The organism is Streptomyces sp. NPDC012794, assembly GCF_042901085.1.
GTDB lineage: Bacteria > Actinomycetota > Actinomycetes > Streptomycetales > Streptomycetaceae > Streptomyces.
This window is the reverse complement of sequence record NZ_JBIBCI010000007.1, coordinates 273,848-290,914: the sequence shown is the minus strand read 5'-3', so window position 1 is coordinate 290,914 and position 17,067 is coordinate 273,848. Positions and strand designations below refer to the sequence as shown.

Sequence of the window (17,067 nt, the reverse complement as noted above, 5' to 3'; positions counted from 1 at the left end):
CCGATCCCCGGAGACCACCCTTGTGTCACGGGTGTCCCTCCGGTCCTTCCCCCCAGGGGAGGTATCAGGCGAGCCCGGCCACCAGGTCGGCGACGGACTTGCGGCGCCCGGTGTAGAAGGGCACCTCCTCGCGGACGTGCATCCGGGCCTCGGAGGCACGCAGGTGGCGCATGAGGTCGACGATGCGGTAGAGCTCGTCGGCCTCGAAGGCCAGCAGCCACTCGTAGTCGCCCAGCGAGAACGAGGCGACGGTGTTGGCGCGCACGTCCGGGTAGCCGCGGGCCATCTTGCCGTGGTCGGCGAGCATGCGGCGGCGGTCCTCGTCGGGCAGCAGGTACCAGTCGTAGCTGCGCACGAAGGGGTAGACGCTGACGTAGTCGCGGGCGACCTCGTCGGCCAGGAAGGCCGGGATGTGCGACTTGTTGAACTCGGCCGGGCGGTGCAGGGCCATGTTCGACCACACCGGCTCCAGCGCGCGGCCCAGCTTGGTGCGGCGGAACAGGTTGTAGGCGGTCTGCAGCTCGTCCGAGGTCTCGGCGTGCCACCAGATCATGATGTCCGCGTCGGCGCGCAGGCCGGAGACGTCGTAGGTGCCGCGGACGGTGATGTCCTTGGCGGCCAGCTGGTCGAACAGCTCCTGGACCTCGTCGGCGAAGCCGGTGCGGTCCTCGGGCAGGACGTCCTTCAGCTTGAAGACGGACCACAGGGTGTAGCGGATGACCTCGTTGAGGTCCTTCGCCTTCTTCCCCGCGTTGGGAATCTTCTCTGGTGCAGTCATGTGTCCATTGTCCCGTGTGCTGATCAGTGGTCTGTCCCAGGGGTGGCCAAAGCGGCGGTCACCGCGTCGGCCGCCTTCGCGGCGCTCGCGACGCAGGCCGGGATGCCGACCCCGTCGTACAGGGCCCCGCAGACCGCGAGACCCGGCAGCCCGGCCACGGCGGACCGGATCCGCTCGACCCGGGCGAGGTGGCCGACTGGGTACTGGGGCAGTCCGCCGTCCCAGCGGGTGACGGTGGCGGCCACCGGCCGGGCGGCCAGCCCGACGGCCTCGCCGAGGTCGCCGAGGGAGACGTCGACCAGCTCGGAGTCCTCCCGTTCGAGGTCGCCCTCGTCGCCGTGGCGGCCGATGGAGGTGCGCAGCAGGAAGAGCCCGGGATCGGCCCCGGCCCAGGCCCACTTGTTGCTGGAGAAGGTGGACGCCTTGATCGTGCGGCCGTCCACGGGCGGTACGAGGAACCCGCTGGCGTTCCCGTCGGTGATCGCGGCGGGCAGGTCGGAGCGCCGGAAGGCCATGGTGACCAGGGCCATGGAGGCGTACTCGACCTCGCGCAGCCCGGCGGCCGCCGCCGGGGCGAGGCCGGAGAGCAGCTCGGCGGCGGGTCCGGCCGGGGTGGCGAGGACCACGGCGTCGGCGTCGACGGCCTCGCCGTCGGCGGTGACCCGCCAGCCCGTGGGCGTACGGGTGAGGCCGCGCACCGGGGTGCCGGTCAGGATCCGCGCCCCGGCGGCCCGGCAGGCTTCGGCGACGGCGAGCGGCAGCCGGCCGATGCCGCCGGAGATCCCGGCGAAGAAGGCGCCGGCGGCGGCCGCGCCGATGACGGTGGTCCGCTCGGCGGCCGCGCGGGCCGCGGGCCCGCTCTGGAGGGCGCGGACGCTCTCGGTCAGCGTGCGGTGGGTGCGGACGGCCTCGTAGAGGGCGGGGACGGCGGCGCGCAGGGAGATGCGGTAGGCGTCGCCGGCGTAGACCCCGCCGAGCAGCGGTTCGACCAGCCGGTCGACGACCTCGCGGCCCATCCGGGCGGCGACGTACTCGCCGACGGCCACGTCCTCGCCGACCTCGGTGGGCGGCAGCCCGGTGTCGGCGGCGATGCGGGCGAGGCCCTCGGCGGACAGCACGCCGGAGGCGGCGAGCGCGGCCGTGTCGCCCGGGACGCCCATCACGTGCCCGCGCGGCATCTCCCGCAGCGTGCCGCGGGTCCACAGCCGGGCGGTGGCCGTGGCCGGGGCCTGGAGGGCGTCGCCGAGGCCGACGGCGCGGGCCAGTTCCAGCGCCTCGGGACGGCGGGCGAGCACGGATTCGGCACCGAGGTCGACGGGGTGCCCCGCGAGCTCTCCGGCGTACAGCTTGCCGCCGAGGCGCGGGCCTGCCTCCAGGAGGGTGACGCGGACTCCGTCGGAGAGCAGCCGGTGGGCGGCGGCGAGGCCGGAGATGCCACCGCCGATGACGACGGCGTGCCGCGAGGGGCCAGGCCGGTCCGTACGTGTGTCCGCTTCGTGCATGAACACATCGTCTCAGACCGGCCGGTGAGGCCTGAACGTGACCGCATCGGAACCGGGCCGGAACCTCGCGGGCGCAACCCGGCGGGGGCCGCCGGACGTCGAACCGGGGACATCAGCCGATCCCCGGGGGTACTGACGATGCACACGCTCCACGGACACCGCCGCGCCGCGATGCTGGCCGGCCTCCCGCTCGCGGCGGCCCTCGTGCTCACGGGCTGCGGAGCCGACGGCGGCGGAAGCGCCGCCTCCGACCGGGCGGCGGTCGCCGGCCCCCGGGAGGGCGCGGCCGCCCCGGGCAAGCCGGGGGCCGGGGCCGCCGCTCCCCCGGCGGCGGCCCAGGACTCCAAGGCCGGGCCGCAGGCGCCGCTGCGCCCGCACGTCATCCGTACGGGGACGCTGACCATCGAGACGGCCGGGCCGCAGAAGGCCCTCGCCACGGCGCGCACGGCGGCCGAGGGCGCGGGCGGGTACGTCGGGAACGAGTCAACCGAGCGCGGCCGCGACGGCCGGCTGACCTCGACGCTGACCCTGCGGGTGCCGGGTGAGCGCTTCGACGCGGTGCTCGGCGCGCTGGAGGGCAGCGGGAAGCTGCTGAACCGGAAGGTCGAGGCGCAGGACGTGACCGAGAAGGTCGCCGACGTCGACAGCCGGGTCAAGTCGCAGCAGGCGAGCGTGGCCCGGGTGCGGGAGATGATGGAGAAGGCCTCGGCGCTGAGCGACGTGGTGATGCTGGAGGGCGAGCTGAGCCGGCGCCAGTCCGACCTGGAGTCGCTGCTGGCCCAGCAGAACGCGCTGAAGGACCAGACCTCGCTGGGCACGATCACGGTGTCGGTCTCGGAGCCCGCCGCCGGGCCGGAGAAGCCCCGGGAGGAAGAGGAGCCGGGTCTGGGCGATGCTCTGAGCGGCGGCTGGGGCGTGTTCGTCACGCTCGTGCGCTACCTGGCCCTCGCGGTGGCGGCGGTCCTGCCCTTCGTGATCGCCGCCGGGCTGCTGGCCCTCGGGTTCAGGGCGTACCGCCGCTTCCGCCCGGCGAAGCCGAGGACGGGCCTCAAGCGGACCCTGGTGCCCCGTCAGGCCGCGCCCGCCGCGGCGGAGCCGGCCGCCGGGGGCGCCGGTGCCCCGGAGCGGACTGGAGCGGATCTCCAGGACTGACGCCGGGTCCGCCCGTAGCGTGTCCCCGTACACGCAGGCGACGGCGCGGAGGCGGGGCGGACGATGGCGGTGGAACGACTGGTGGTGGTCGGCGGTGACGCGGCGGGGATGTCCGCCGCGTCACAGGCCCGGCGGCTGAAGGGCCCGGCGGAGCTGGAGATCATCGCGTTCGAGCGCGGGCACTTCACCTCGTACTCCGCGTGCGGGATCCCGTACTGGGTCGGCGGACTGGTCGGCGAGCGGGACGACCTGATCGCCCGCACCCCGCAGGAGCACCGTGCCCGGGGCATCGACCTGCGCACCCGGACGGAGGTCGTGGAGCTCGACGTGCCGGGCCGCCGGGTGCGCTCGCGGGACCTGGAGAGCGGCGCCGAGTCCTGGACGGGCTACGACAAGCTGGTCCTGGCGACGGGCGCCCGCCCGGTCCGGCCGAAGCTGCCGGGGATCGGCGCGCACGGGGTGCACGGCATCCAGTCGCTGGACGACGGGCAGCGCCTGGCGGACACCCTGGAGCGTACGGAGGGCCGCCGGGCGGTCGTGGTCGGCGCGGGCTACATCGGCGTGGAGATGGCCGAAGCCCTGGTGAACCGAGGGTACGAGGTCACCGTCCTGCACCGGGGCCCGCAGCCCATGTCCACCCTGGACCCGGACATGGGCGGCCTGGTGCACGCGGCGATGAACGCCATGGGCATCGTGACGGTCGCCGACGCCGAGGTGGTGAAGATCCTCGCCGACGAGGAGGGCCGGGCCCGCTCGGTCGCCACCGCGGACGGGCGGGAGTACCCGGCGGACGTGGTCGTGCTCGGCCTCGGCGTGGAGCCCCGTACGGCCCTGGCCCGCGCGGCCGGGCTGCCGCTGGGCGAGTCGGGGGGCCTGCTGACGGACCTGTCGATGCGGGTGCGGGGCCACGAGGACATCTGGGCCGGCGGTGACTGCGTGGAGGTGCTGGACCTGGTGGCGGGCCGCATGCGGCACATCCCGCTGGGCACCCACGCCAACAAGCACGGACAGGTGATCGGCTCGGGCGTGGGCGGCGGCTACGCCACCTTCCCCGGCGTGGTCGGCACGGCGGTCAGCAAGGTCTGCGACCTGGAGATCGCCCGTACGGGGCTGCGGGAGAAGGACGCCCGGGAGGCGGGCCTGCGCTTCGTGACGGCCGCCATCCGCTCGACGAACACGGCGGGCTACTACCCGGGCGCGCAGGAGATGACGGTCAAGATGCTGGCGGAGCGGCGTACGGGCCGCCTGCTCGGTGTCCAGATCGTCGGCGGTGCCGGCTCCGCGAAGCGGGTGGACATCGCCGCGGTCGCCCTGACGGCGGGGATGACGGTGGAGCAGGTGGTCTCCCTGGACCTGGGGTACGCCCCGCCGTTCTCCCCGGTCTGGGACCCGGTACTGGTCGCCGCCCGCAAGGCCGTCTCAGCGGTCCGCTCGGCCGTTTAGGACTGCGGGGCCCCGAACGCCGACGCGCCGCGGGACGGTGTCCCGCGGCGCGTGGGGGCCGCCCGGGCGGGCGGCGGGGATCAGCGGGCCGTCCTGGTGTGGACGTAGTCCACCAGGCGGGTCAGCGCGTCCGGGTCGGTGGTCGGCAGGACGCCGTGGCCGAGGTTGAAGACGTGGCCCTCCAGGCCGGCCGCGGCGGCCAGGACCTCGTCCGCCTTGGCCTGGACGGCCTCGGGGGTGGAGAAGAGGACGGCGGGGTCCAGGTTGCCCTGGAGCGCCTTGCCGGGGCCGACGCGGCGGACGGCCTCGTCCAGCGCGACCCGGTAGTCGACGCCCATGACGTCCGCGCCCGCCTCGCCCATGAGGCCGAGCAGCTCACCCGTGCCCACGCCGAAGTGGATGCGCGGGACGCCGTACGGGGCGACGGAGTCCAGGACCTTCGCGGAGGCGGGCATGACCGAGCGGCGGTAGTCCGCCGGGGCGAGGGCGCCGACCCAGGAGTCGAAGAGCTGGACCGCGGAGGCGCCGGCCTCGATCTGGACCTTCAGGAAGGCGGAGGTGATCTCGGCGAGGCGGTCGAGCAGCTCGGCCCACAGCTCCGGCTCCCCGTACATCAGGGCCTTGGTGTGCTCGTGGTTCTTGGAGGGGCCGCCCTCGACGAGGTAGCTCGCGAGGGTGAAAGGCGCGCCGGCGAAGCCGATCAACGGCGTGCCGCCCAGTTCACCCGTGAGCATGCCGATCGCCTCGGTGACGTACGGGACGTCCTCCGGGGTGAGGTCGCGCAGCTGTGCGAGGTCCTCGCGGCGGCGGATCGGCCGGGCGACGACCGGGCCGACGCCCGGCTTGATGTCGAGGTCGACGCCGATGGCCTTCAGCGGCACCACGATGTCGGAGAAGAAGATCGCCGCGTCGACGCCGTGGCGCCGCACGGGCTGCATGGTGATCTCGGTGACCAGGTCGGGGCGCATGCAGGACTCCAGCATGGCCGTGCCCTCGCGCACCTTGCGGTACTCGGGGAGTGAGCGGCCGGCCTGCCTCATGAACCACACCGGGGTGTGCGGCACCGGCTCCCGCCGGCACGCCTTCAGGAAGGCGGAATCGTACGTCTGGCTCGGCGGGCCCTGGGGGCGGTCGTTGGCGCTCACGACCCGAATCTTCGCACGTATGAAGAAGTGCCCGGCCCGGCGCGGGTGTCCCTGCGCCGTACGGGCGCTCGTTCCGCCTAGTCTTCCCGGCATGGCTGCGGCTCAGGGACGATTTTCAGATGGCGCCGAGGGTACGGACAGCGCGAAGGAGAGTTCCGTCCCGCTCCCGTTCCGGCGGGCGGTCGACGGCTTGCGCAAGGCGCGGCTGCGGTCCGGGATCGAGATCGAGCCGACGAAGCCTCCCCAGCGGCTGGCGCCGTACGCCTACGCGCTGGAGGCGGCGGTGGTGGAGGGCGAGGACGATCTCGCCGACGGCCGGCTGATCCTGCTCCACGATCCGGCGGGGCACGACGCCTGGCAGGGCACCTTCCGGCTGGTGACGCTGGTACGGGCCGAGCTGGAACCGGAGATGGCGGCGGACCCGCTGCTGCCGGAGGTGTGCTGGTCCTGGCTGACGGGGGCGCTGGAGGCGCGCGGGCTGGCGTACGGGGAGGCGAGCGGCACCGTGACGATGGCGGCCTCGCACTACTTCGGCGGGCTCGCGGAGCGGCGTCCGGCCACCCAGATCGAGATCAGGGCCTCGTGGACGCCGCGCGAGGGGGTGGGCGGGGTGCCGGACACGACCGCGCACCTGGCGGCGTGGTGCGAGCTGCTGTGCCAGATCGCGGGGCTGCCTCCGATGGGGCCGACGGACAACGTCACGGGCGTGGTGTCCCTGCCACAGCGGCGCGGTCCGCACCACCCGTAGCCGGCCGCCCCGAGGGGGCCGTCCGGCCCCGCCCGCGCACGGGAACGACCGCTCGATGTCGTAACGGTGTGTCAGAAGTGCGTTCGCCGGGCGACCTTCTGATCGCCCTTTGATCGATCGTGCGTCCGAATTGCCCGAATTGTTACTCACTAAATCGTGATCATTCCCTAAAGCCGGGTGGGTGACGTGCCGAAGGATTCAGTGACCATCCGCACGGTGCGAACCGGCTTCCTTCCCCGAGCCGGCCGTCCCGCCACTCCCCCAGGAGGCCTAGGTGTCCGTTCTTCTCGAGCAGCCCGCAAGCCTGGTCGCCTACCGCCCGAACAAGCCGACGGCCATGGTCGTCGTGGCCGACCCGCGCGTCCGTTCCACCGTGACCCGCCATCTGTGGGCCCTCGGAGTCCGTGACGTGATCGAGGCTTCGTCCATCGCGGAGGCCCGCCCCCGCGTCGGCAGCCCGCGCGACATCTGCGTGGCCGACGTACACCTGCCCGACGGTTCCGGTCTCACCCTGCTCTCCGAGACTCGCGCCGCCGGCTGGCCGAACGGCCTGGCCCTGTCCGCCGCCGATGACATCGGTGCCGTGCGCAACGCCCTCGCGGGCGGAGTGAAGGGCTACGTCGTCACGGGTACGCGGACCAACATCGGGCTCCCCACCCGGCCCGGCGCCGCCCCCATCGGCGCCGCCGCCGCCCGTATGCACCGCCGCCCCCCGGGTGCCCCGAGCCACCCGGGCGGCTACCGAGAGCTCTCCGGCCGCGAGGTCGAGGTCCTGCGCCTCGTCGCTGAGGGCCAGTCCAACAAGGCCATCGGCGTCTCGATGGGCCTGTCCGCCCTGACCGTCAAGTCCCACCTCGCCCGGATCGCCCGCAAGCTCGGCACCGGCGACCGGGCCGGGATGGTCGCCGTCGCGCTGCGGACGGGGATCATCCACTGATCCCCGTCCCGAGGTTCCCGGGCGGACCGCCCCGGAGACCCCGGGAACCGGCCGCCTTCTTCCCCGCGCGCCCGTCGACGGAACGTTCCGGCGACGGGCGCGTCCCATACACGGATACCCTTTACCGGTGACCGACGCCCAAGAGACCGCAGCACACCTGCGCACCACCACCGGGGGCGGCCCCCCGGACGCCGAGGTTCCGTCCGATGGGCAGCCGACGCCGATTCCCTTGCTCGAGCCCCGTGAGGGCATCCCGCCGGTCGTCGCCGACGCCGAGGCCCTCGCCCGCGTCGTCGCGGCCTTCGCCGCCGGCACCGGGCCCGTGGCCGTGGACGCCGAGCGCGCCTCCGGCTACCGGTACGGCCAGCGCGCCTACCTCGTGCAGCTGCGCCGCGAGGGCGCGGGCTCCGCGCTGATCGACCCGGTCGGCTGCCCGGACCTGTCCGCGCTGGGCGAGGCCCTCTCCGGGACCGAGTGGATCCTGCACGCCGCCACCCAGGACCTGCCGTGCCTGCGTGAAATAGGCATGGTGCCCGCCTCCCTCTTCGACACCGAGCTGGCCGGCCGCCTCGCCGGCTTCCCCCGGGTCGGACTCGGCGCCATGGTCGAGAGCGTGCTCGGCTACGCCCTGGAGAAGGGGCACTCCGCCGTCGACTGGTCCACCCGCCCGCTCCCCGAGCCGTGGCTGCGCTACGCCGCGCTCGACGTGGAGCTGCTGGTGGACCTGCGGGACGCGCTGGAGAAGGAACTGGACCGGCAGGGCAAGCTGGAGTGGGCCCGCCAGGAGTTCGACGCCATCGCCTCGGCCCCGCCCGCCCCGCCCCGCAAGGACCCCTGGCGCCGCACCTCCGGCATGCACAAGGTGCGCCGCCGCCGGCAGATGGCCGTCGTACGGGAGCTGTGGGAGTCCCGCGACCGCATCGCGCAGCGCCGGGACGTTTCCCCCGGCAAGGTGCTGGGCGACGCCGCGATCGTGGAGGCGGCCCTGGCCCTGCCCGTGAACGTGCACGCCCTGTCGGCCCTGCCCGGGTACGGGCAGCGGATGGGCCGGCGCCAGCTGGACCAGTGGATGGCCGCCGTGGAGCGGGCGAGGGCCCTGCCCGAGAGCGAGCTGCCGCAGCCGGGCGCGTCCCCCTCGGGCCCGCCCCCGCCGCGCTCCTGGGCGGACAAGGACCCGGTCGCCGCGGCCAGGCTGTCGGCGGCCCGGGCGGCCGTCTCGGCCCTGGCCGAGCGGCTGAACCTGCCGCAGGAGAACCTGATCAGCCCGGACACGGTGCGCCGGGTGTGCTGGGAGCCGCCCAAGCCGCTCGACGCGGACGCGGTGGCGCAGGCCCTGGCCGGCCACGGCGCCCGCCCCTGGCAGATCGAGCAGGTGACCCCGGCCCTGGTCACGGCCCTGGCCGCGACCGCCTGAGCCGCCGAACCCCGTGCAGGCCCCCGGCTCCCGAGCCGGGGGCCTGCACGCGTTCCTCCCGCTGCGCCGGGTCGGCAGCCGCTCCGGCCGGCGCCGGCGGAGTGTGACCTTCGCCGCTCCTCGGGGAGGGGGTGTGCACATTGGTTACCCGCAAGTAGCATGGGCCGGGTGAGCGGGCGCTCAGCCACACCGGCCGGGCCGCCCCCGCGCAGCAGCGCCATCCCGTACCTGGAGGAGAGCCAACGTGCCTCGTACCGTCAGGGACGTCGTCTTCGTCGACGGCGTCCGCACCCCGTTCGGCAAGGCGGGCCCGAAGGGCATCTACCACGAGACCCGCGCCGACGACCTCGTCGTGAAGGCGATCCGGGAGCTGCTGCGCCGCAACCCGGACCTGGACCCCAAGAAGATCGACGAGGTCGCCATCGCCGCGACCACGCAGATCGGCGACCAGGGCCTGACGCTGGGCCGCACGGCCGGCATCCTCGCGGGCCTGCCGCAGTCCGTCCCGGGCTACTCCATCGACCGCATGTGTGCCGGCGCGCTGACCGCCGTGACCGCGGTCGCGGGCGGCGTGGCCTTCGGTGCGTACGACGTCGCCCTCGCCGGCGGTGTCGAGCACATGGGCCGCCACCCCATGGGCGAGGGCGTGGACCCGAACCCGCGCTTCGTCTCCGAGAAGCTGGTCGACGAGTCCGCCCTGTTCATGGGCATGACCGCCGAGAACCTGCACGACCGGTACCCGACGATCACCAAGCTCCGCGCCGACCAGTACGCCGTGCGCTCGCAGGAGAAGGCCGCCAAGGCGTACGCCGACGGCAAGATCCAGCAAGACCTGGTCCCGATCTCGGTGCGCAACACCAACGAGGCCGCGGGCGAGACGGGCTGGGGCCTGGTCACCTCCGACGAGCCGATGCGCCCGGGCACCACCCTGGAGAACCTGGCCGGCCTGAAGACCCCGTTCCGTACGCACGGCCGGGTCACCGCGGGCAACGCCGCCGGTCTCAACGACGGTGCCACCGCCGCGATCATCGCGTCCGAGGACTTCGCCCGGGAGAACAACCTCCCGGTCAAGATGCGCCTGGTCTCGTACTCCTTCGCGGGCGTCGAGCCGGAGGTCATGGGTTACGGCCCGATCCCGGCCACCGAGAAGGCCCTCGCCCAGGCCGGCCTGTCCATCGAGGACATCGGCCTGTTCGAGATCAACGAGGCCTTCGCCGTGCAGGTGCTGGCCTTCCTGGAGCACTACGGCATCGCCGACGACGACGCCCGGGTGAACCAGTACGGCGGCGCCATCGCGTTCGGCCACCCGCTGGCCTCCTCCGGCGTCCGCCTGATGACGCAGCTGGCCCGCCAGTTCGAGGAGCAGCCGCACGTCCGCTACGGCCTGACCACCATGTGCGTCGGCTTCGGCATGGGCGCCACGGTCATCTGGGAGAACCCGCACTTCACCGCCGAGGGAGACGCCAAGTGAGCACCACCGCTGAGCTCCTGAAGGGTGCGGCCGAGCTGTTCCCGGACGAGGTCGTCACGTCCGCGCACGTCCGCCACCTGGACCTGCCGTTCGGCGCCGGGCGCTTCGCGCTCATCACGCTGGACAACGGCTTCGACCACACCAAGCCGACCACCTTCGGCCCGCAGTCCCTCGCCAACCTGAACGCGGCGATCGACCAGGTCGAGCAGGAGGCCACCGCCGGCTCCATCGTCGGCGCGGGCATCACCGGCAAGCCGTTCATCTTCGCGGTCGGCGCCGACCTCAAGGGCGTCGAGCTGCTGAAGAAGCACGACGACGCGCTCGCCATCGGCAAGGGCGGCCACGACGTCTTCAAGCGCCTCTCCGCGCTGGCCGTCCCCACCTTCGCGTACTACAACGGCGCGGCGATGGGCGGCGGTGTCGAGGTCGGCCTGCACTGCTCCTACCGCACCGTCTCGAAGGCCATCCCGGCCTTCTCCCTGCCCGAGGTCTTCCTCGGCCTGGTTCCGGGCTGGGGCGGCTGCGCCATCCTCCCGAACCTGATCGGCGCGGAGCGCGCGGTCTCGGTCATCATCGAGAATTCGCTGAACCAGAACCGCCAGCTCAAGGGCAAGCAGGTCTTCGAGCTCGGCATCGCCGACGCGATCTTCGAGGGCGCGGACTTCCTGGAGCAGTCCCTGCTGTGGACCGCGAAGGTCCTCAAGGGCGAGACCGAGGTCGTACGGCCCGAGGTCGACCGCGGCGAGGCCTGGGACGCGGCCGTCGCCAAGGGCCGCTTCATCGCGGACTCCAAGGTGCACGGCGCCGCTCCCGCCGCCTACCGCGCGCTGGACATCATCGCCGCGGCCAAGGACGGCGACCTCCAGGCCGGCTTCGACGCCGAGGACACGGCCCTGGCCGACCTCATCATGGGCGGCGAACTGCGCTCGGGCATCTACGCCTTCAACCTGGTCCAGAAGCGCGGCAAGCGCCCGGCCGGCGCCCCGGACAAGTCGCTGGCGCGCCCGGTGACCAAGGTCGGCGTCGTCGGCGCGGGCCTGATGGCCTCGCAGCTGGCGCTGCTGTTCCTGCGCCGCCTGGAGGTGCCGGTGGTCCTCACCGACATCGACCAGGAGCGCGTGGACAAGGGTGTGGGCTACGTCCACGCCGAGATCCAGAAGCTCCTCGGCAAGGGCCGCATCAACCAGGACAAGGCCAACCGCCTGACCGCCCTGGTGACCGGTGTCCTGGACAAGGCCGAGGGCTTCGCGGACGCGGACTTCATCATCGAGGCCGTGTTCGAGGAGATGTCCGTCAAGCAGAAGGTGTTCGCGGAGGTCGAGGCGGTCGCCCCGGCGCACGCGATCCTCGCCACCAACACCTCCTCGCTGTCGGTCTCCGAGATGGCCTCCAAGCTCCGTCACCCGGAGCGCGTGGTGGGCTTCCACTTCTTCAACCCGGTCGCGATCCTCCCGCTCCTGGAGATCGTCCGCGGTGAGCGGACCGACGACGCCTCGCTGGCCACGGCCTTCGGTGTCGCCAAGAAGCTGAAGAAGACCGCGGTCCTCACCAAGGACGCCCCGGCGTTCGTCGTGAACCGCATCCTGACCCGCTTCATGGGCGAGATCCAGAACGTCATCGACGAGGGCACCCCGGTCGTCACCGCCGAGAAGGCCATCGAGCCGCTCGGCCTGCCGATGTCCCCGCTGGTGCTGCTGGAGCTCGTCGGCCCGGCGATCGGTCTGCACGTCTCCGAGACCCTGAACCGCGCCTTCCCGGAGCGCTTCACCGTCTCGCCGAACCTCAAGCGCGTGGTCGAGGCCGGCAAGCGCGGCTTCTACGTCTACGACTCCGGGAAGCCGGAGCTGGACCCCGAGGTCGCCGCCCTCCTGGTGCAGGGCGACTCCGTCCTGACGGAGGAGCAGGTCCGCGACCGCGTCCTGGACGCGGTGGCGCAGGAGATCGGCCTGATGCTGGAGGAGGGTGTCGTGGCCGAGGCCCAGGACATCGACCTCTGCCTCATCACCGGTGCGGGCTGGCCCTTCCACCTGGGCGGCATCACCCCGTACCTGGACCGTGAGGGCGTCTCCGAGCGGGTGAACGGCAAGAAGTTCCTCGCCCCCGGTGTCGCCAGCGTCCCGGCGTAACACCCCGCAGTACGCAGAACGGCCCCGTCCGCACCTGGTGCGGGCGGGGCCGTTCCCGTGTCACCTGCGGCCGAGCCGGCCGGATTTGACCAGGCGCTGGGCGGCCGGCGAGTCCGGATTCAGGGTCAGCGCCCGCCGGCCCGCCTCGCGGCGCAGGTCGTCGCCGGGCTTGCCCAGTTTCGCGGCGGTCTCGGCGATCCGCAGCCAGACCAGGGCGCGCCCGCTGTCCGCGGAGATCTGGATGGCCCGCTCGATCCGCCGCCTGGCCTGGTCGGTCTCCTTGCGGCGGATGTGGGCCTGGGCCATGCCGATGAGCAGGTCGAGGTTCTCGTGCTCGGCGAGCAGCCGCGCACCCACCTCCAGGACGCCCCGGTCGTCCTTCGCCTCGACGAGGGAGGCGAAGCCGCTGAGGGTGATGTCGGTGAAGGGCGCGTCGTCGTCGGCCCGCTCCCTGGCGGCGAGGAAGGTCCAGCCCTTGCCGCGCCGCCACTTCCAGGTGCGCGGGCCGGGCAGGTCCAGGCGGGTCCGGGTCCGCTCGTTGAAGTGCATGGACAGCTCGGGCCGGCCCTCCCACTGGTCGACGGCGGCGGCCACGTACTCCTCGGCCACCGGGCGCAGGAAGGCGTACCGCTTGGGCTGCATGCAGTAGCCGACGGCCTGGACGTACGGGGTGACCTCGCCCCGGATGTAGCCGACGTCCAGCACCCGGTCGGCCGGCGGGCCGGCCGGGGCGTCCAGGTCGGGCAGCAGGGCATGGGTGAGGGTGGCGGGGATGCGGTTGCTGTTGGCGTACGGGCGCATCCGGCGGATCACCTCGAGCGCCCCGATCTGGGCGACGGGGATCCCGTACAGGGCACGCGCGGTGAACAGGCCGGTGGAGAAGCAGCCGATGACCTGGCGGGGGCGCAGGTACTCGAAGACGGTCTCGGCGAGGACCGGTACGTCGAGCAGCAGGAAGGGGACCCCGGCCGCGCGGGCCGCCTCGCCGAGGGTGTCGGCGAGGCTGGAGGGGGCGCTGGGGTGGGGTTTGAAGACGATCGAGGTGTGGCCGAGCCGCAGTGCGTGCCGGAACATGCGCAGGTGCAGCTCCTCCTCTTCCTCCTCGGTGAGGATGCCGAGGGGGGAGAGGTACTGGCCGAGCAGGACGGCGCTGTCCGGGCCGGTCCGGGCGAGCTGCGGCGGGACCACCCGGTCCAGGATCGGCCGGCATTCGTGGGTGACCTCCGCCATCAGCTTGAGGACGGCGGCGGTGTGCACCGGCTGCGAGGGGATCCCGTACTCGGTGAGGAGCATGGGCAGCAGGGTGGGGACCAGGTCGAGGTAGAGCACCCGTTCGATGCGGCCGTGGATGCTTCGGGGCAGGTCGTTGCGCGTGGGGCCGTAGCTCATGAGGCCGTCGGCGTAGACGGCGAGCGTGGCGTCCGAGAAGATCTTGCAGAGGGCCTGGGCGGGCTTGACCTGGATCGACTCGACGACGAGTTCCAGGGGGCCCGGCCGGATGCCGATCTTCTCCGCCATGACGGTGCGCCACAGCGGGGCGTCCTCGTCCCGGGGGGACCAGAGCGCCGGGTGGAACGGGTAGATCAGGTCGTTCCAGTAGACGACGCGGTGGAAGCGCGCGAGCACGGCGGCTGCGCCCGGCATCTGGTGCAGAGGGGTCGCGACTTCGGGGATGTCGACGTTGTTGCACACGAGCAGGATGCGCTCGCGGTCGTCGTGGCCGAGCTGGCCGGCGTCGATGGCGGCGGCCACCGTCATGGCGCCGTAGAGGGTGGAGGCGGCGAATATCCGGGTCATCGGGCGGCGGCGCCCGGGTGACGGGACATCAGTGCTCTGAGCTTCTTCACGCGTGTGGAGTCCATTCCTTCCAGCGTCCCCTCGAGGACGTCCTGGGGGAGGTCGAAGAGGATCTGCGCCGCCCGCTCCATCAGCAGGCCACGGGTGAGTTCCTCGTACGACTCGGCGCGGTCCATGTGAATGACGATGAGCGCGCAGAGGGTTCGCATCGCCTTGAAGGAGAGTTCATATCCGCGCGGATGTCCCGCGAGCTCCTCGAATATGAGGCGGAAGGCCGGAAGGAAGTCGAGCTGCCGCTCGTCGGGGACCTTCGTCAGGGAAGTGGCCACATCGCGGCGGTAGAAGATGCCGTGGAGGTCGACGACTCCGAAGGAACGCGTCCGCAGGTGCAGTTTGTAGAACCAGGGGCGGTCCTCCGCGGTGCGCAGGCTCTCGTCGAAGAACAGCGCGCCGGCCTCCAGGAGGCGCTCGCGGTCGTAGATGCCGGCCCAGGACTGCGGGTAGTCCATGAAGGTCGAGGCGTCGACCGGGCCGATGTAATCGGCGGGATTCAGCGGAAGGGCCCTCGGCGCGAGGGGCGCCATGACGATCTTCCGCTTTCTGCCGTAGACACGGACATGGCCGGTGCGCAGGAAATCGACGCCGGCCTGGCTCATCCAGCCGACCAGTTGCGCGAGATATCCGGGGGCGTACCAGTCGTCGCCGTCGAGGAAGGTGAAGAAGCGTCCGCGGGCGGCCGCGAGGCCTATGTTCCGGGTGGCCGATATCCCCAGATTCCGTTCGTTCCGGATCAGTACGGCACCGGGAATCCCCGGCACCATTTCCCGCAGGATCTCTGACGTCCCGTCAACGGATCCGTCGTCCACGACGATGAACTCGAAATCCTCCCGGGCATTGAGCGCCAACGACTTGAGCGCCGTCCGGCAGAACTCCCGGACGTCACACATCGCGACGATCACCGAAAGGGTCACCACCGGAAGCACTCACCTTCTCCCCATTGCCCACACACCTCCGCCGAAGCCGCACGGACGGACCGGACATCATGATAGAAGCGCCCGGAGAGGCCGCCGGAACGCCCGGGTGTGACGTACAACTCCCTCGGCGGTCGAAGCCTTTTCGTGACACGTATGGCTGAGGTGAGCATGTAGGGTCTATCGGGCCCGGCGGCAGTCCCGCCCCTGCCCGCGCTCGGCCGCGGGTACGCCGACGGCAGTTGGGCTCCGCCGACCGACCCGGGAATCACCAAGTGCGCATCCACGTGCTCGCAGACTCCGACACCCGCTGGAAATGGGGCGCGGGGCTGGCGGTGGGCCTGGCACCGGGCAGCGAGGTGCACGCCCACATGCTGCGCGGCCGCAGCACCCCGACCGCGCGCCAGCTGGCGGAGGTCGGCATCACCCCCGCCTCGATCACCGAGGCCACGCTCGCCGGTTTCGCGGCGGCGCCGGAACTCGACGGAGCGGATCTGATCATCCTGGGCACGGTGGGCGGCGCCACGCACGCGGCTCTGCACGCGCTCGCCCACCGGTTCGCGGGAGCGCCCCGGCGGCCGATCGTGATGACCGGATACGTCGGCGTCGTCTACGAGAAGATGGCCGACGGGCTCCTGCTGCGCGCCGGCGCCGACATCGTCCTCGCCAACAGCCCTTTCGACCGGCGCCGTTTCACCGAGGTGTACGAACCCCTCGGAATTCCCGTTTCCTGCATCGTGCAGACGGCGCTCCCCTTTCTCGACCAGAGACCGTACGACCCGAGCCGGACCCACGCCACCCATCCCTATACGGTCTGCTTCGCCGTCCAGCCCTCGGTGCCCGCCGACCGCAATGGCCGGCTCTACATGCTGCGCCGCGCCATATCCCACGCGCGACTGCGCCCGGGGCGCGACGTACTGGTCAAACTCCGCAGCAGGCCCGGTGAGGCGACCACCCACGTGGAGGCCTTCCACTACCAGGTCCTCGCGGAACAGCTGGAAGAGCCGCTGCCGCCGAATCTGCATTTCGTGTACGGAAACATGTCGGACACCCTCGACCGTACCGACCTGCTGGTGACGGTCAGTTCCACCGCCGCGCTGGAATCGATGCACCGCGGAATGCCGACCGCCATCCTCAGCGATCTCGGCGTTCGGGAAGTCCACGGAAACCACTATTTCACCGGTTCCGGCTGCGTCACCGACTGGACCGCGATAGACGAGGGCGACGCCCCGCTCGCGGACGAATCCTGGACGGCCGACCAGGGCATCCGCGCGGTGAATCCGTACGGGGAACTGCGCCACCGCATCGAACAGCTGCGCGGTGTCCCGCTGCCGCCGATATCCCCGTACTACACGGCCGGCAGCGCACCCGAGTACGTGGGGACGCTGCTGCGCCGCCGGGGCCTGAACCCGGACGGCTCCCCCGGTGCGGGCGCCGCCGCGGGGCGCCCGAGCGGCCCCATGCGTCGCACCTCCCGCCGTGTGCTGAAGGTGGCCTACCAGTTCGGGGTCCAGCGCGTGGCCCCGAAGATCCAGCAGTGGGGCGGCGTATGAGCGCCCCCGTCGTCGGAACCCCAGGGGGAA

Annotated in this window: 13 protein-coding genes; 8 read left to right on the top strand and 5 right to left on the bottom strand. The window is 72.4% G+C overall.

The features are described from left to right. Window positions 1–64: 64 nt before the first annotated feature. Both hemQ and hemG read right to left on the bottom strand, forming a co-directional pair. On the bottom strand, window positions 65–778 hold the full coding sequence (gene hemQ / locus ACFY7H_RS16410) for a hydrogen peroxide-dependent heme synthase (RefSeq protein ID WP_388938559.1): 714 nt from the start codon (window positions 776–778) through the stop codon (window positions 65–67). A 23-nt stretch (window positions 779–801) separates the two neighbouring features. Further along, window positions 802–2,280 carry a protoporphyrinogen oxidase gene (gene hemG, locus ACFY7H_RS16405; protein ID WP_388938557.1) on the bottom strand — a complete coding sequence of 493 codons (1,479 nt, stop codon included), beginning with the start codon at window positions 2,278–2,280 and terminating at the stop codon, window positions 802–804. 138 nt (window positions 2,281–2,418) lie between these two features. Between hemG and ACFY7H_RS16400 the strand changes: the two genes are divergently transcribed. After that, window positions 2,419–3,432, top strand: coding sequence for a DUF4349 domain-containing protein (locus ACFY7H_RS16400; RefSeq protein WP_388938555.1), 1,014 nt, complete (start codon window positions 2,419–2,421; stop codon window positions 3,430–3,432). Between the two features lie 63 nt (window positions 3,433–3,495). Continuing rightward, window positions 3,496–4,875, top strand: a complete 1,380-nt coding sequence (locus tag ACFY7H_RS16395; RefSeq protein ID WP_388938553.1) for an FAD-dependent oxidoreductase — start codon at window positions 3,496–3,498, stop codon at window positions 4,873–4,875. A gap of 80 nt (window positions 4,876–4,955) precedes the next feature. Here the strand turns inward: ACFY7H_RS16395 and hemE are convergent, their stop codons facing one another. After that, window positions 4,956–6,020 carry a uroporphyrinogen decarboxylase gene (gene hemE, locus ACFY7H_RS16390; RefSeq protein ID WP_388938550.1) on the bottom strand — a complete coding sequence of 355 codons (1,065 nt, stop codon included), beginning with the start codon at window positions 6,018–6,020 and terminating at the stop codon, window positions 4,956–4,958. Window positions 6,021–6,111: 91 nt separating this feature from the next. Between hemE and ACFY7H_RS16385 the strand changes: the two genes are divergently transcribed. The 5 genes from ACFY7H_RS16385 (at window position 6,112) to ACFY7H_RS16365 (ending at window position 12,716) form a co-directional block, all read left to right on the top strand. After that, window positions 6,112–6,768 carry a DUF3000 domain-containing protein gene (locus ACFY7H_RS16385; protein WP_388938548.1) on the top strand — a complete coding sequence of 219 codons (657 nt, stop codon included), beginning with the start codon at window positions 6,112–6,114 and terminating at the stop codon, window positions 6,766–6,768. Window positions 6,769–7,042: 274 nt separating this feature from the next. After that, entirely contained in the window at window positions 7,043–7,705 is a 663-nt protein-coding gene (locus ACFY7H_RS16380; protein ID WP_007267191.1) for a response regulator transcription factor, read from the top strand. Between the two features lie 127 nt (window positions 7,706–7,832). Continuing rightward, window positions 7,833–9,119 carry an HRDC domain-containing protein gene (locus ACFY7H_RS16375; protein ID WP_388938546.1) on the top strand — a complete coding sequence of 429 codons (1,287 nt, stop codon included), beginning with the start codon at window positions 7,833–7,835 and terminating at the stop codon, window positions 9,117–9,119. Between the two features lie 244 nt (window positions 9,120–9,363). Continuing rightward, on the top strand, window positions 9,364–10,590 hold the full coding sequence (locus tag ACFY7H_RS16370; RefSeq protein WP_388938543.1) for a thiolase family protein: 1,227 nt from the start codon (window positions 9,364–9,366) through the stop codon (window positions 10,588–10,590). Beyond that, window positions 10,587–12,716: a 3-hydroxyacyl-CoA dehydrogenase NAD-binding domain-containing protein gene (locus ACFY7H_RS16365; RefSeq protein WP_388938541.1), complete on the top strand. Its 2,130-nt coding sequence runs from the start codon at window positions 10,587–10,589 to the stop codon at window positions 12,714–12,716. Before ACFY7H_RS16370 ends, ACFY7H_RS16365 begins: the two co-directional genes overlap by 4 nt. A gap of 60 nt (window positions 12,717–12,776) precedes the next feature. Here the strand turns inward: ACFY7H_RS16365 and ACFY7H_RS16360 are convergent, their stop codons facing one another. Both ACFY7H_RS16360 and ACFY7H_RS16355 read right to left on the bottom strand, forming a co-directional pair. Then, window positions 12,777–14,513, bottom strand: coding sequence for a polysialyltransferase family glycosyltransferase (locus ACFY7H_RS16360; RefSeq protein ID WP_388938539.1), 1,737 nt, complete (start codon window positions 14,511–14,513; stop codon window positions 12,777–12,779). Continuing rightward, window positions 14,510–15,487, bottom strand: coding sequence for a glycosyltransferase family 2 protein (locus ACFY7H_RS16355; RefSeq protein WP_388938537.1), 978 nt, complete (start codon window positions 15,485–15,487; stop codon window positions 14,510–14,512). The genes ACFY7H_RS16360 and ACFY7H_RS16355 overlap by 4 nt, the downstream gene beginning before the upstream one ends. 272 nt (window positions 15,488–15,759) lie before the next feature. On the opposite strand from ACFY7H_RS16355, the gene ACFY7H_RS16350 reads away from it, so the two are divergent. Further along, complete coding sequence (locus tag ACFY7H_RS16350; RefSeq protein ID WP_388938535.1) at window positions 15,760–17,037, top strand: DUF6716 putative glycosyltransferase; 1,278 nt, start codon at window positions 15,760–15,762, stop codon at window positions 17,035–17,037. Window positions 17,038–17,067: the final 30 nt, after the last annotated feature.

Coding starts and splice junctions, on each gene's coding strand:
- ACFY7H_RS16360 (WP_388938539.1), bottom strand. CDS start 14,513: ATGACCCGGATATTCGCCGCCTCCACCCTCTACGGCGCCATGACGGTG.
- ACFY7H_RS16400 (WP_388938555.1), top strand. CDS start 2,419: ATGCACACGCTCCACGGACACCGCCGCGCCGCGATGCTGGCCGGCCTC.
- hemG (WP_388938557.1), bottom strand. CDS start 2,280: ATGCACGAAGCGGACACACGTACGGACCGGCCTGGCCCCTCGCGGCAC.
- ACFY7H_RS16385 (WP_388938548.1), top strand. CDS start 6,112: ATGGCTGCGGCTCAGGGACGATTTTCAGATGGCGCCGAGGGTACGGAC.
- ACFY7H_RS16395 (WP_388938553.1), top strand. CDS start 3,496: ATGGCGGTGGAACGACTGGTGGTGGTCGGCGGTGACGCGGCGGGGATG.
- hemQ (WP_388938559.1), bottom strand. CDS start 778: ATGACTGCACCAGAGAAGATTCCCAACGCGGGGAAGAAGGCGAAGGAC.